This is a genomic window from Mycobacterium sp. TY814, from assembly GCF_030755175.1.
Lineage (GTDB): Bacteria > Actinomycetota > Actinomycetes > Mycobacteriales > Mycobacteriaceae > Mycobacterium.
On the sequence record NZ_JAUFRY010000004.1, the window covers coordinates 151,265 to 164,816 of the forward strand.

General features: G+C 69.9%; 12 protein-coding genes, 1 tRNA gene and 1 pseudogene. 7 read left to right on the forward strand and 7 right to left on the reverse strand.

Annotation, left to right across the window (positions count from 1 at the left end):
* Positions 1-30 precede the first annotated feature (30 nt).
* The 3 genes from tilS to dacB are packed head-to-tail and all read right to left on the reverse strand — an operon-like array spanning position 31 to position 3,397.
* Complete coding sequence (gene tilS, locus QXH22_RS25895; protein WP_306247203.1) at positions 31-990, reverse strand: tRNA lysidine(34) synthetase TilS; 960 nt, start codon at positions 988-990, stop codon at positions 31-33.
* Positions 969-2,012, reverse strand: a complete 1,044-nt coding sequence (locus QXH22_RS25900; RefSeq protein WP_306247201.1) for a zinc-dependent metalloprotease — start codon at positions 2,010-2,012, stop codon at positions 969-971. The genes tilS and QXH22_RS25900 overlap by 22 nt, the downstream gene beginning before the upstream one ends.
* Entirely contained in the window at positions 2,009-3,397 is a 1,389-nt protein-coding gene (gene dacB, locus QXH22_RS25905; protein ID WP_306247986.1) for a D-alanyl-D-alanine carboxypeptidase/D-alanyl-D-alanine-endopeptidase, read from the reverse strand. The genes QXH22_RS25900 and dacB overlap by 4 nt, the downstream gene beginning before the upstream one ends.
* A 101-nt stretch (positions 3,398-3,498) precedes the next feature.
* Between dacB and QXH22_RS25910 the strand changes: the two genes are divergently transcribed.
* The 4 genes from QXH22_RS25910 to QXH22_RS25925 are packed head-to-tail and all read left to right on the forward strand — an operon-like array spanning position 3,499 to position 6,349.
* Entirely contained in the window at positions 3,499-3,987 is a 489-nt protein-coding gene (locus QXH22_RS25910; protein WP_306247199.1) for an inorganic diphosphatase, read from the forward strand.
* Positions 3,984-5,282, forward strand: coding sequence for a hypothetical protein (locus QXH22_RS25915; RefSeq protein ID WP_371934333.1), 1,299 nt, complete (start codon positions 3,984-3,986; stop codon positions 5,280-5,282). The genes QXH22_RS25910 and QXH22_RS25915 overlap by 4 nt, the downstream gene beginning before the upstream one ends.
* 13 nt (positions 5,283-5,295) lie before the next feature.
* Positions 5,296-5,997 (forward strand): glycosyltransferase family 2 protein, encoded by a 702-nt coding sequence (locus QXH22_RS25920; protein ID WP_306247195.1) that lies wholly within the window; start codon positions 5,296-5,298, stop codon positions 5,995-5,997.
* A gap of 13 nt (positions 5,998-6,010) precedes the next feature.
* Positions 6,011-6,349 (forward strand): DUF2304 domain-containing protein, encoded by a 339-nt coding sequence (locus QXH22_RS25925; protein WP_306247192.1) that lies wholly within the window; start codon positions 6,011-6,013, stop codon positions 6,347-6,349.
* Here the strand turns inward: QXH22_RS25925 and QXH22_RS25930 are convergent.
* The gene (locus QXH22_RS25930; RefSeq protein WP_306277431.1) at positions 6,346-7,290 is read right to left on the reverse strand and encodes an NAD-dependent epimerase/dehydratase family protein; all 945 of its coding nucleotides are present in this window, start codon (positions 7,288-7,290) and stop codon (positions 6,346-6,348) included. The genes QXH22_RS25925 and QXH22_RS25930 overlap by 4 nt on opposite strands.
* Here QXH22_RS25930 and QXH22_RS25935 point away from each other — a divergent pair.
* From QXH22_RS25935 to QXH22_RS25945, 3 genes and pseudogenes are all read left to right on the forward strand, one after another.
* Complete coding sequence (locus QXH22_RS25935) at positions 7,256-9,058, forward strand: hypothetical protein (RefSeq protein ID WP_306277432.1); 1,803 nt, start codon at positions 7,256-7,258, stop codon at positions 9,056-9,058. The two genes, QXH22_RS25930 and QXH22_RS25935, sit on opposite strands and share 35 nt — an antisense overlap.
* Before the next feature lie 74 nt (positions 9,059-9,132).
* Positions 9,133-10,326: pseudogene (locus tag QXH22_RS25940) on the forward strand (PE family protein); the annotation flags it as partial.
* Between the two features lie 26 nt (positions 10,327-10,352).
* On the forward strand, positions 10,353-11,135 hold the full coding sequence (locus QXH22_RS25945) for an enoyl-CoA hydratase/isomerase family protein (RefSeq protein ID WP_306247186.1): 783 nt from the start codon (positions 10,353-10,355) through the stop codon (positions 11,133-11,135).
* On the opposite strand, the gene QXH22_RS25950 is transcribed toward QXH22_RS25945, so the two are convergent.
* From QXH22_RS25950 to QXH22_RS25960, 3 genes are all read right to left on the reverse strand, one after another.
* A complete protein-coding gene (locus QXH22_RS25950) occupies positions 11,132-11,983 on the reverse strand; it encodes a PE family protein (protein ID WP_306247184.1) in 852 nt (283 codons plus the stop codon). The two genes, QXH22_RS25945 and QXH22_RS25950, sit on opposite strands and share 4 nt — an antisense overlap.
* A 91-nt stretch (positions 11,984-12,074) precedes the next feature.
* Positions 12,075-12,150 (reverse strand) — tRNA-Thr (locus QXH22_RS25955).
* Positions 12,151-12,174: 24 nt separating this feature from the next.
* On the reverse strand, positions 12,175-13,392 hold the full coding sequence (locus QXH22_RS25960) for a DNA polymerase III subunit delta' (RefSeq protein ID WP_306277433.1): 1,218 nt from the start codon (positions 13,390-13,392) through the stop codon (positions 12,175-12,177).
* Positions 13,393-13,552: the final 160 nt, after the last annotated feature.

Sequence of the window (13,552 nt, forward strand, 5' to 3'; positions counted from 1 at the left end):
ACGCCTACCTGAGAAGAACCAACGCAGGCGTCAAATTGCCTGCTGGCGCAACATAAGTACGCCGTCGCTGCGACCCGCGAAGAGGCGCTGACCCCGCAGCCTGGACCCGACCGCCACCCCGCCCTGGCCCCGCCACGCCGTGATCAGCGCGTCCACTGCCCGGATCTGCTTGTCGGTCAGTCCGACCGCCCCGCCGGCCAGCAGCCAGCTGCGGATCACGCGGCGGCGCACGGGGGCAGGCAATGCGGCCAAGCCAGCCGCGTCCAGCCCAGCTCCGGTCGAGACGTCGGTGAGCGCCTCGGCGGCGAGCGCGTCGATCAGGTCGGTGTCCTCACGCAAGGCGGTCGCGGTGCGAGCCAGCGCCTCGGCGACACCGCCGCCCAGCACGTCCTCCAGCAGCGGCAGAACCTCGCTCCGCAGCCGGGCACGGGTGAACCGCCGGTCCACGTTGTGCGGGTCCTGCCAGGGTGTCAGGCCCAGTTCGGCGCAGGCGGCGTGGGTGCTCACCCGCCGTATCCGCAATAGCGGCCGGCACCAGGGCGGATCGTACGGACGCATGCCCGCGATGGACCGGGCCCCGGAGCCGCGGCCCAGCCCCAATAACACCGTCTCGGCCTGATCGTCGAGCGTGTGCGCCAACAGCACCGGCCCGTCCCGCTGGGCTTCCAGCGCGCCGTAGCGGGCTGTGCGTGCGGCGGCCTCCGGGCCGCCATCCGACGTCACCTCGACACGCAGCACCTTCGCCGCGGCACAGCCGAGCGAAAGAGCTTGTTGCCGTGCGGTTTCGGCAACGGATGCGGAATCTTGCTGCAGGCCGTGGTCGACGATCAGGGCGGTGGTGGGCAGCAGGCCCGCCGCAACCGCGGTCAGCGCCAGCGAATCCGGCCCGCCGGACAGCCCCACGCTCCAACGATCGGTTCCACCCAGCTGGGTCTGCGCGAATTCGCTTACTGCCCTGCGCAGTTGGGCTACAGCACCCTGTCGATCCATCGCTGTGGGTGATCGATCTCGGCGGGCAGGGGCAACGTCTCGGGGCCCGTCCAGACCGCGTTGAACCGCTGCATCCCGACCCGGTCCACCACGTGGTCCACGAACGCCTTGCCGCGGGTGTACTGGCTGAGTTTGGCCTCGAAGCCCAACAGCGCACGCAACAACCGCTGCAACGGCGGCTGCTTGCGCTGTCGACGTTCGTCGAACTTGCTGCGGATGGCGGCGACCGAGGGCACCACCACCGGCCCGACGGCGTCCATCACGTGCTCGGCGTGGCCTTCCAGCAGCGTCCCGAGCACCAGCAGTTGGTCGAGGGCCTGACGCTGCGGCTCGGACTGCACGGCGCGCACCAGTCCCAGGATTCCTTCGGGGTGGGATTCGTCGCGTCCCCGGTTGCGGACGAAGTCGGCGAGCCGGCCGGCCACCTCGCGGATGTCCTCGGCGGGCTCCTGGGTCAGCAGGCCCAGCGAGCTCGACATATGGCCGGCGATCCAGGGGTTCGCCGTGAACTGCACCCGGTGGGTCACCTCGTGCAGACACACCCACAACCGGAAATCCGACGGGTCGACCTTCAGCTGCCGCTCCACGGCGATGACATTGGGATACACCAGCAGCAGCGTGCCGGCGTCCGGGCTGGTGAACGGGTCGTACTGGCCGAGGATGCCGGAGGACACGAAGGCCAGCACGGCACCCGTCTGGGCTCCGGTGAGCCGGCCGGTGAGGAAGCTGTGCGGCTTTTCGGCGCCGTTGGTCATGGCGCGCATCGACTCGGCGGCCGCCCGGATCCATTCCGGCCGGTCCACGATGCGGGCCGGAGGCACCGTGTCATCGGTGATCAGACCGGTAACTTCGCGGACCGGCGGCTCGGCCTGCTCGGCCGCCCGGGTCAGCTCCTCCATCACCTGCCGGCGGGTGTAATCAGAGGTGACCGGCCCCCCGCGGGCCAGCTTCTCCCCCACCGTGGCGGCGAACCGCCAGTCGACGGCATTGCCCATCGACAGGCCGGACGATGACGGACTCATGTCGCGCACCCGCAGAACCACAGCTTGGTGGCCAGCGCGTCCATCGCGTTGCGGCCGTTGGGGCCGGCGTCGTTGGAGATGAAGGCGAAGGTGAGGACCCGTCCGCTGGCGTCGGTGAGCACCCCGACCAGCGAGTTCACCGCCGTCAGCGACCCGGTCTTGGCGCGCAGCCAGCCGGCCGGGCCCTGGTTGGTGGACCGGTCCAGGAAACGTTCGCCCAGCGTGCCGCTGCCGCCGGCGATCGGCAACAGGTCCAGCAGCGCCCGCAGCGACGCCTGATCCGGTCCGGCCGCGGCCTGCATCACGCCGTCCAGGGTCCGGGCCGTCAGACGGTCGTTCACCGACAACCCGCTGGAGTCGACCAGTGCGGCGCCGCCGGTGTCGACGTGGGCCGTGTTGAGCCGGCTGGTGACGGCGTCGACCGCACCGGTGAAGCTCTGCGGCCGATTGATGGCCGCGGCCACCTCACGGCCGATGCACTCGGCCATCACGTTGTCCGAGGCGTTCATCATCTGCGACAGCCGCTGGATCAGCGGCGCCGACTGCACCACCGCGAGCTGGCGCGCGCCGGCCGGCGCCGACCCGATTGTCACCTGCGCAGGGTCGAGGCCCAGGGCAATGGCCAGCTGGCGTCCGGCATCCAGTGCCGGGGTCTTGGACCGTCTCGAGTTGACGGTGGTCGGCTGGATGCGTCCGGCGTCGATCATCGCGGACTCGATCGGAGCCACGTCGCCGTTGTCGATGTCGGCCGGGTCCCAGCCGGGTGCCAGCCCGGGACCGCTGAACGCCGAGGTGTCGACCTGCACGGCCGTCGGAGTCATGCCGCTGCGGTGCACCTGTTCGACCAGGTCGCTGATCCGGGCGGCACCCCGGTACCAGGTCTCCACACCCGGCGGTGCCGCCGACAGCGTCGGGTCGCCGGCGCCCACCAGCACGACGGGCCCCTGCGCGGCCTGACCCGCCGCCACCACCCTGGTGCTGATGCGGGCCTGCCGGTCCAGGGTGAGCAGGGCCGCTGCCGCGGTCAGCACCTTGTTCGTCGAGGCCGGCACCATCGGCAGGTCGTCGAGCTGCCGCCAGAGTTCCTTGCCGGTCATGGCGTCGGTGATCCGCCCGCCCAGCTTGCCGAGATTCGGATCGGCCACCGCGGGCGCCAGCGCCGCCGTCACGCCTTCCGAACTCGGTGCGGCGGCATTGTCGGCCACCGGGCTCACCCCCGCCTTGACCGTCGGCGGCCGGGGCGGCGGCACGGGTGAGCGCGCTCCGTTGGGTCCGTGACCACCGGTGGTGAAGAGCACCGCGGCGGCCACCACGGCCGCGACGAACGCCAGCACCACGAGCCCGACCAGCACGTGGGTGGACTTGCGCCAGCGTTTGGGCCCCATCAATTCCTCAGCGATCGCGTCGTAGCTCTGCTTTTCGAGACCCATTCTGCCGAATCGGCCGTAGAGCACTGCCGCGGCACCTGCTCGACTACTGTGTACCCGTGCAATTCGACGTGACCATCGAAATCCCAAAGGGCCAGCGCAACAAGTACGAGATCGATCACGTGACCGGCCGCGTGCGCTTGGACCGCTACCTCCACACCCCGATGGCCTACCCGGCCGATTACGGCTTCATCGAGGACACCCTCGGTGAGGACGGTGACCCGCTGGACGCGTTGGTGCTGCTGCCCCAGCCGGTGTTCCCCGGCGTGTTGATCGAGGTGCGGCCGGTGGCGATGTTCCGGATGGTCGACGAGAAGGGCGGCGACGACAAGGTGCTGTGCGTGCCGGCCGGTGACCACCGGTGGGATCACGTCCAGGACATCGGCGACGTCCCCCAATACGAGCTGGACGACATCAAGCACTTCTTCGAGCACTACAAGGACAACGAGCCGGGCAAGTTCGTCAAGGCGGCCGACTGGGTGGGCCGGGACGAGGCCGAGGCTGAGGTGCAGCGGTCGGTGGAGCGGTTCCAGGCCGAAGGGCACTGAAGTCCGCGTCCGATAGTGTCGCGACGGTGACGGACGGCGCGGGTACCACCGGAGCCACCGGCGCGTCGGTGGGCCCGGTCGCACGCGGCAGCGTCGCCCGGGTCGGCACCGCAACGGCGGTGACCGCGCTGTGCGGCTATGCGGTGATCTATCTGGCGGCGCGCAACCTGGCACCCGGCGGCTTCTCTGTCTTCGGCGTCTTCTGGGGAGCGTTCGGCCTGGTCACCGGCGCCGCCAACGGCCTGCTTCAGGAAACGACCCGCGAGGTCCGCGCGATGCAGTACCTGGACGTGCTCCCGGACGGCGAACGAACGCATCCGCTGCGCGTCGCCGGCATGGTCGGACTGGCCTCTGCCGTCCTGATCGCGGGCAGCTCGGTGCTGTGGAGCGGACGAGTCTTCGTCGAGGACCGCTGGCTGTCGGTCCTCCTGCTCAGCGTCGGACTGGCGGGTTTCTGCCTGCACGCGACGCTGCTGGGCACGCTCGCCGGCGTCAACCGGTGGGGCCAGTACGGCGCGCTGATGGTGACCGACGCCGTCATCCGGGTGGCGGTCGCGACGGCGACCTTTGTGCTCAGCTGGGGGCTGGTCGGGTTTCTGTGGGCGACGGTCGCGGGGGCGGTGGCCTGGCTGATCATCCTGGCCACCTCGCCGACAGCCCGTACAGCGGCACGTGTGCTGACGCCCGGCAGCACCGCGACGTTTCTGCGCGGCGCGGCCCACTCGATCACCGCGGCGGGCGCCAGCGCCATCCTGGTGATGGGGTTTCCGGTCCTGCTGAAGCTGACGTCTACCGAGCTGGGCGCCCAGGGCGGCGTCGTGATTCTGGCGGTGACGCTGACCCGGGCGCCGCTGCTGGTCCCGCTGACCGCCATGCAGGGCAACCTGATCGCGCATTTCGTCGATGAGCGCAGCCACCGGTTGCGGGCCCTGATCTCGCCCGCCCTGCTCATCGCCGGGATCGGCGGGGTCGGGGTACTGCTGGCCGGGCTGGTGGGGCCGTGGTTGCTGCGGTTCGCGTTCGGTTCCCAGTACCAGGCCAGTAGCGCGCTGCTGGCCTGGCTGACGGCCGCCGCCGTCGCCATCGCCCTGCTGACCCTGACCGGTGCCGCGTCGGTGGCGGCCGCGCTGCACCGGGCGTACTCGCTGGGCTGGGTCAGCGCCACCGTCGCCTCCGGGCTGCTGCTGGCGCTGCCAATGGCACTGGAGACCCGCACCGTCATCGGCCTGCTGTGCGGTCCCATGGTGGGAATCGCCGTCCATCTGGTCGCGCTCGGACGCGGCGGACGCGTGTAATTTTGGCCTTGAAATGGCCCTGAAAATGGATTACTCCGACGCCTGGATCATCGTCCCCGCCTTCAACGAAGCCGCCGTCATCGGCGAGGTCGTCGCCGAGTTGCGAACGGTCTTCGACCACGTCGTCTGCGTGGACGACGGCAGCGCGGACGGCACCGGCGAGATCGCCCGGCAGGCTGGCGCGTTCCTGGTGCGTCATCCCATCAACCTGGGCCAGGGTGCGGCGATCCAGACGGGCGTGGAATACGCCCGAAACCAGCCCGGCGCCCAGGTCTTCGCCACCTTCGACGCCGACGGACAGCACCGCGTCAAGGACGTGACCACGATGATCGACCGGCTGAAGCAGGGCGACGTCGACATTGTGATCGGCACCCGGTTCGGCCAGCAGGTCACCAACCGGCCCCCGTTCCTCAAGCGCATGGTGCTGCAGACCGCCGCGCGGCTGAGCCGCCGCGGGCGCCGGCTCGGCCTGACCGACACCAACAACGGCCTGCGGGTGTTCAACAAGACCGTCGCCGACGGCATGAACATCACCATGAGCGGCATGAGCCACGCCACCGAGATCGTCATGATGATCGCCGAAAACCATTGGCGGGTGGCCGAAGTGCCGGTCGAGGTGCTCTACACCGAGTACTCCAAGTCCAAGGGGCAGCCGTTGCTCAACGGCGTCAACATCATCTTCGACGGTTTTCTGCGAGGGAGGATGCGGAGATGAAAAGGACCGGAGAATGAACTGGATCCAGGTGCTGCTGATCGGCTCGATCATCGCGCTGCTGGTGTTCCTGCTGCGGTCGCGGCGCAGTGCGCGGGCCCGCGCCTGGGTGAAAGTGGGCTACGTCCTGTTCGTGCTGCTGGGGGTCTATGCGGTACTGCGACCGGACGACACCACGCTGGTGGCGCACTGGTTCGGCGTGCGGCGCGGCACCGACCTCATGCTCTACGGGCTGATCATGGCGTTCAGCTTCACCACGCTCAGCACCTACATGCGCTTCAAGGACCTGGAGTTGCGCTACGCCCGGCTGGCTCGCGCGATCGCGCTCGAGGGAGCGCAGACGCCCGAAGTCTAGGCGTGCTTGTGCTGGCGGAAGTACTCCACGGTGCGCCGCACACCCTCGTCCAACCCCACCTGTGGCCGCCAGCCCAAAACCTCTGCGGCCCTGGCAATGTCGAGGCATGACCGCTTCAGGTCGCCCAGCCGCGGCGGATGGAACTCCGGGTCGTCGGGGCCGCCGACCGCAGCCGCGACCGCGGTATGCAGCTGACGGTCCGAGGTCTCGATGCCGGTTCCGACGTTGAAACGCTGCCCGCCCCCGGCATCCCCGGCCGCCTTCACGAAGGCGTCGACGACGTCGTCGACGAACACGTAGTCGCGGGTGTTGGAGCCGGCACCGAAGACTTTGGTGGGCCTGCCTTCCAGCAGGGCCTGGGCGAAGATCGCCACCACGCCGGCCTCGCCGTGCGGGTCCTGGCGCGGCCCGTAGACGTTGGCGGGCGCGATGTGCGAGCAGTCCAGGCCGTACAGATGCCGGAAGGTGTTCAGGTAGATCTCCCCGGACACCTTCCCGGCGGCATAGGGCGAGAACGGGTCGGTCGGCACCGTTTCGGGCGTCGGGTACTGCGGCGGCACGCCGTAGATGGACCCGCCCGACGAGGTGTGCACCACCTTGCGCACTCTGGCACGCTGGGCCGCTTCGGCAAGCCGGATGGTGCCGATCACGTTGACCGAGGCGTCGAACTGCGGGTTGGCCACCGAGTGCCGGACGTCGATCTGCGCGGCCAGGTGAAAGACCACCTCCGGCTTGTGCTCACCGAGGATGGCGTCCAGGTCCGACGTGACGATGTCGGCCTCGACGAAGACGTGTTCCGGGTTGTCGGCGAGGTGCTCCAGGTTGGTCGCCCGGCCGGTGGCGAAGTTGTCCAGGCCGACCACCGTGTGCCCGTCGGCCAGGAGACGGTCGACTAGCGTCGACCCGATGAAACCGGCTGCCCCGGTGACCAGTGCTCGCACCGGCCCACCATACAGAGTCGCCGCGGTGGCAGCCGCGCTGATCGTCGCGCAGCTGGGCGTTCGTGCCGTGTTGGCGTTCGGTGGCTACTTCTATTGGGACGATCTGATTCTCATCGGCCGGGCCGGCACCCAGGGCCTGCTCTCGCCGTCGTACCTGTTCGACGACCACGACGGACACGTCATGCCGGGCGCGTTCCTGGTGGCCGGGGCGATCACCCGGCTGGCCCCGCTGGTCTGGACGTGGCCGGCGGTCAGCCTGGTGGTGCTGCAGTTAATCGCGTCGCTGTCGCTGCTACGCGCCCTGTACGTGGTCCTGGGCTGGCGTCCGGTGCTGCTGATCCCGCTGACGTTCGCACTGTTCACGCCACTGGGGATCACCGGCTTCGCCTGGTGGTCGGCGGCGCTCAACTCGCTGCCCATGCTGACGGCACTGGCCTGGGTCTGCGGCGACGCCGTGCTGCTGGTCCGTACCGGCAACGCGCGCTACGCGGTCACGGGTGTGCTGGTCTACTTCGGCGGCCTGCTGTTCTTCGAGAAGGCGGCGGTGATCCCGTTCGTCGCGTTCGCGGTGGTGGCGCTGCTGTGCCACGTGTCCGGGGACCGGGCCGCCCTGCGAACGACGTGGCGCGGCGGTCTGCGGTTGTGGGTGGCGTCGCTGGCGCTGACCGCGGGCTGGGTGGCGCTGTACCTGGCGGTGGTGAACCAGCGACGCTGGAGTTCGGATCTGGCGATGACCGGGGCCCTGTTACGCCGGTCGGTCACCCACGGCATCGTGCCGGGACTGGCGGGCGGGCCGTGGGACTGGGCGCGCTGGGCCCCGGCCTCCCCCTGGGCCACTCCACCGACGTCGGTGATGCTGCTGGGTTGGTTCATTCTGGTTGGGCTGCTCGCTGTTTCGCTGATCCGCAAACGGCGCATCGGGTTGGTCTGGCTCACCGCGGCCGGGTACGCGGTCGCTTGCCAGGTGCCGATTTATCTGATGCGGTCGTCGCGGTTCACCGCGTTGGAACTGGCGCAGACGCTGCGCTATTTTCCCGATCTGGTCGTCGTGCTCGCGCTGCTGGCCGCCGTCGCCTTCACTGCGCCGAACCGGGAGTCGTCGAGGTGGCTGGACACCTCGCGGACGCGTACCGCACTGACAAGCGTTGCGGCGCTGTTGTTTCTGGCCAGCAGCCTGCATTCGACGCTGACGTTTCTCACGTCCTGGCGCGACAATCCGGCCGAGCCGTACCTGAAGAACGCTCAAGCCGGCCTGGCGGCCACCGATTCCGCGGTGCCACTGCTGGACCAGGAGGTCGATCCGTTGGTGCTGCAACGGGTGGCGTGGCCGGAGAATCTGGCCAGCCACATGTTCGCCCTGGTCCGCGATCGACCCGAATTTGCCTCGGCGACAACGCAATTGCGGATGCTGGACAGCAAGGGCAAACTGGCCGGCGCCCGGGTGACCTGGGTGCGGACCATCACACCCGGTCCCGTTGCAAACTGCGGCTACTTCGCCCAGCCCGATCAGCCGGCCCGCATGGTTCTGGACGGGCCGTTGTTGCCGGCCGACTGGACAGTCGAGCTGAACTATCTGGGCAACACCGACGGCTCGATGATGCTGGCGCTGTCGGAGGGGCCCGAGGTCAAGGTGCCGGTGCACCCGGGACTCAATCGTGTGTACGCGCGGTTGCCGGGCGCCGGGAGCGCGATCACGGTACGGGCTACGACGGCCGCGCTGTCGCTGTGCCTGGCCTCGGGACCGGTGGGGTTTCTGGCGCCGCTCTGAGCCGCCGAAATGAAACGTTCTGACGGGCGATCCCGATACCCTTCTTGTCGACCAGTCCGAGTGGGAGGGCAGCGTTGTCGAACCTTGTTGCGGTTCCGGAGCTGATAACCTCCGCGGCAACGGATCTGGCGGGTATCAGGTCGGCGCTGTGCGCCGCCAACGCGTGCGCGGCGCCGCCCACCTCGGCCGTGCTGGCCGCCGGAGCCGACGAGGTGTCGGCGGCGGTAGCGGCGCTGTTCTCCGGCTACGCGCGGCAGTATCAGGCGCTGAGCGCCCAATCCGAGGCTTTTCACGACCGCTTCGTGCAGTTGCTGACCTCGGGCGCCGGGGTATACGCCGCGGCGGAAGCCACCAACGCCGGTCCGCTGCAGCCGGTGCTGGACCTCATCAATGCGCCCACCCAGGCGCTGCTGGGCCGGCCGTTGATCGGAAACGGGGCCGATGCCACGACGCCGGGAGGCGCTGGCGGGGCCGGCGGCCTGCTGCTCGGCAACGGCGGAAACGGCGCGGCCGGCGGGGCCGCTCAGGCCGGCGGCGCCGGCGGCGAGGCGGGTTTGATCGGCAACGGCGGTCGGGGCGGAACCGGCGGCAGCGGAGCCGGTGGCGGCGCCGGCGGCGCCGGCGGATGGCTGCTGGGCAACGGCGGTGGCGGCGGATCCGGCGGACTGGGCGGCGGCTTCGGCGGCGCCGGCGGGGCCGCCCGGGTGATCGGCTTCGGGGGCATCGGTGGTGCGGGCGGAGTCGGCGCACTCAGCGGCACCGGCGGCGGCGGGGGCGCCGGCGGCCAAGGTGGTTTCCTGTTCGGCGGTGGCGGCAACGGCGGTGCCGGGGGCTTGGGTGGATTGGCGGGTGGCAGCGGCGTAGGGGGCAATGGCGGCGCCGGTGGAGCCGGGGGCGCCGCAGGCCTGCTGTACGGCAACGGCGGCGTGGGCGGGTCCGGCGGCCAGGGCGGTGAGGCCGCAGGTGTCGCGGCCGGCGTCGGCGGCGACGGTGGCGCCGGCGGCCGGGGTGGTGACGCCGGATGGATCGGCACGGGCGGGAATGCCGGCGGTGGTGGAGCCGGCGGGGTCGGCGGAGTCGGCGGGTCGGGGGGCGACGGCGGTGACGGCGGGGCCGGCGGATCGGCGAAGTATCTCGGCACCGGCGGCAGCGGCGGGGCCGGCGGAGTGCCCAGTCCGCCCTTCGGCGTCGCCGTCGGCGGCACCGGCGGGCCCGGTGGCGCGAAGGGCCTGATCTTCGGCGCGGCCGGCTTACCGGGGCCCGACGGCTGAGCCGCCCTGGCTAGCATCCCAGGATGACCAGCTACGAGACCCTCAACTTCGCCCAGGACGGGCCCGTCACACGCATTGCGCTCAATCGGCCCGACGCGGCGAACAGCATCGACGATGTGATGGCCCGCGAGCTGATGGATGCGGCAAGCCGCTGCGATGTCGCCGAGACGAAGGTCGTCCTGCTCACCGGCAACGGCCGGTTCTTCTGCGCCGGAGGTGACCTGCAGGCGATGGCGCGCTCGCCCCTGGGTGCGGGCCGATTCGTCAAGGGCATCGCCGACGACCTGCACCGGGCGATCTCGACCTTCGCCCGCATGGACGCCGTGCTGGTCGTCGCCGTGAACGGCGCCGCGGCCGGGGCCGGATTCAGCCTTGCCCTGATGGGAGATCTGGTGCTGGCCGCCGAATCCGCGTCCTTCACGATGGCCTACACCAGGGCGGGACTGAGCCCCGACGGCAGTTCGTCGTACTACCTGCCGCGGCTGGTGGGAGTGCGGCGCACCCAGGAGCTGATGCTGACCAACCGACGGCTGTCGGCCACGGAGGCGGCACAGTGGCACCTGGTCACCGAGGCCGTGCCCGACGACGCGCTGACCGACCGGGCCGAAGCTCTCGTCACCCAAATGAGCTCTGCGGCAAAACTTTCCAGTTCGTCGGTGAAGAAGCTGCTGCTCATGAGCTTCAGCAACGGCTTGGAGGAACAGATGGAGATCGAAGGCCGCATGATCGCGGCATGCGCCGGTGGCCCCGACGGCCGGGAGGGCATCGACGCGTTCCTGAACAAGCGCCGACCCGAATTCGCCTAGGAGGGCCAGAGCAGCGCGGGGATCGCCCCTGGCGGCGGCCAGGCATGGTCGTTGCGGTAAGCCCATGTCTCCCAGGGGTTGTCGTAATAAGCCAGCGTCGTGATCACGCGGGACAAGTCTTCCTCGGGGTGCAACAACCAGTAGCCGTAACCGGCGATCGTTCCGCCCGTAGTCCAGGCGGAATAGCTGGCCGAGAACAGCGGCCCGAACAACCGGTTCTGCCAGACGTGCAGTGCTTCATGGTTGAGCATGAGATCCACGGCCTTCGGGCTGTAGCCGAGATGACTAGTGACGTTGCCGAACGTGGTGGCATAGCCGGGGAGCCCGATGCCGCCCCGGTAGACGTGCGAGCCCGCTACCGCGCTCAGCGCTGCATCGTAGTTGGAATTCGGGGTCGAATCGTTGACGATCTGTACGGCATAGCCCAGTGCGGTGCCCGGCGCCCCCCACGTGTAGTCCAGCAGGAAAGCGGCCCAGCCGCGCGGGTCACTGAAGTCGTAGATCGCGAATTGGCGAGCGATGAACCCGGTGACGCGGTCGATGGCGGAGCCGACCAGCAGTGACGAGTTCGTCGCCTCGGCGGCCGCGTACGTCTGGGCCGCCGCTTGGATCGACTGCCCGAACTGCTGTAGCAGCGCCCCCGTCTGCGCGCCCAGTGCCTGGTACTGCTGGCCGAATCCGGAGAAGAGGGCGGCGACCGCCACCGATATCTCGTCGGCGGCCGCCGACGCGAGAGCTGTAGTCGGCGCAGCCGCGGCCAGCCGCGCCGCCTCGAGGCCGGAACCGATGCCTGCGACGTCCGCGGTCGCCAGCGTCAGCAAGTCTGGCGCCACGAACAGCTGCGACATGCGGTTTCCTCCCCCAACCTGGAACGACTCCTGATTATGGACGGGAGTCGCCGGCGCCACCGGCATTTGATCGGCGTGGGAGGTCGAGCAGTGGAGCCGCCTAGGAGAATCGAACTCCTGACCTATTCATTACGAGTGAATCGCTCTACCGACTGAGCTAAGGCGGCCGTACCCTCGCGGGCGGCACGAGTCTAACGCAGTTGCTGGCCGATGGTTGCGACCATGGCGTCGACGGCGAACTTGGGCTTGACGTTGATCGCCAAGGCTTCACGGCATTCCAGCACGGCTTCGATGCAGCGCAGCAGCCGCTCGGGGGTGGCGTGCCCGGCCAGCGACGCCACCCGCTCGGCCATGTCAGGATGGTTCGCCCGAACCTGGCCGGCGTTCGCGGAGACCACCAGCGCATCCCGGAAGTAGGTGGCCAGGTCGATCAACGCCCGGTCCAGTGCGTCACGCGAGGCCCTGGTCTGCCGGGATTTCTGCCGTCGCTCCAGATCCTTGATCGCTCCTGCGGCGCCGCGCATCGCCCCGGCCGCACCTTTGCCGGTGCCGCCCGCTCCCAGCGCGGTGCGCAGTTCTTCCGTCTCGGCCTCGGCCCGCCCGGCAGTGAGCGCCACCGCCTCGGCTTCGGCCGCGGCGACCAGTTCCTCGGCCGCGGTGTACGCGCGCGCCGGCCGCGCGGCGTCACGAACCAGCTCCAGTGCCTGCTCGCGTCGCTGCCTGGCCTCCGGGTCAGTGGCCAGCCGGCGCGCCCGGCCGACGTGCCCGCCGCTGACGGACGCCGCCCAGCCGGCGGTGCCGGCGTCCAGTCCGTCGCCGTCGATCAGCACCTGCGCGATGGCCTCGGTGGGCGGTGTCACCAGCGCCACGTGCCGGCACCGGGAGCGCAGGGTGACGGCGATGTCCTCGGGATCCACCGACGGGGCGCACAGCAGGAAAACCGTCGACGGAGGCGGCTCCTCGACGACCTTCAGCAGGGCGTTGGCGGCGCCTTCGGTCAACCGGTCGGCGTCCTCGATCACCACGATCTGGTGGCGACCGGTGGTGGGGCGCCGGGACGCGACCTGCACGATGCCCCGCATCTCGTCCACACCGATCGACAGGCCTTCGGGGATGACCCGCCTGACGTCGGCGTGGGTGCCCGCCATCGTCGTCGAACAGGCGCGGCACGTCCCGCACCCCGGCTCGCCTTCTGACGTGCATTGCAGCGCCGCCGCGAAGCACAGAGCGGCCACCGAACGGCCGGAACCCGGCGGACCGGTTATCAGCCATGCATGTGTCATAGTTCCCAGGCCGGCGCCTGCGTGACTCTGATCACCCTCGGCGGCACCGCGTGCGGACCGGGCGGCGGCGAGCAGTTCCGCTTCCACCGCCTGCTGGCCTACCAGCCGTGTAAACACCCCGGTCATCATCGGCAACAGTAGTGAGGACCCCCGACGGAGACCGATCAGCATCCGTTTTGCGATAAATCCGTGATCTTTCGGCAACTTTTGCCCACGTCGCACGACCTGCCGGGGACACTTTTAGTTTCCGGCGAGTCCCCGCTGACCGATACGGTGGGTGCGTGAC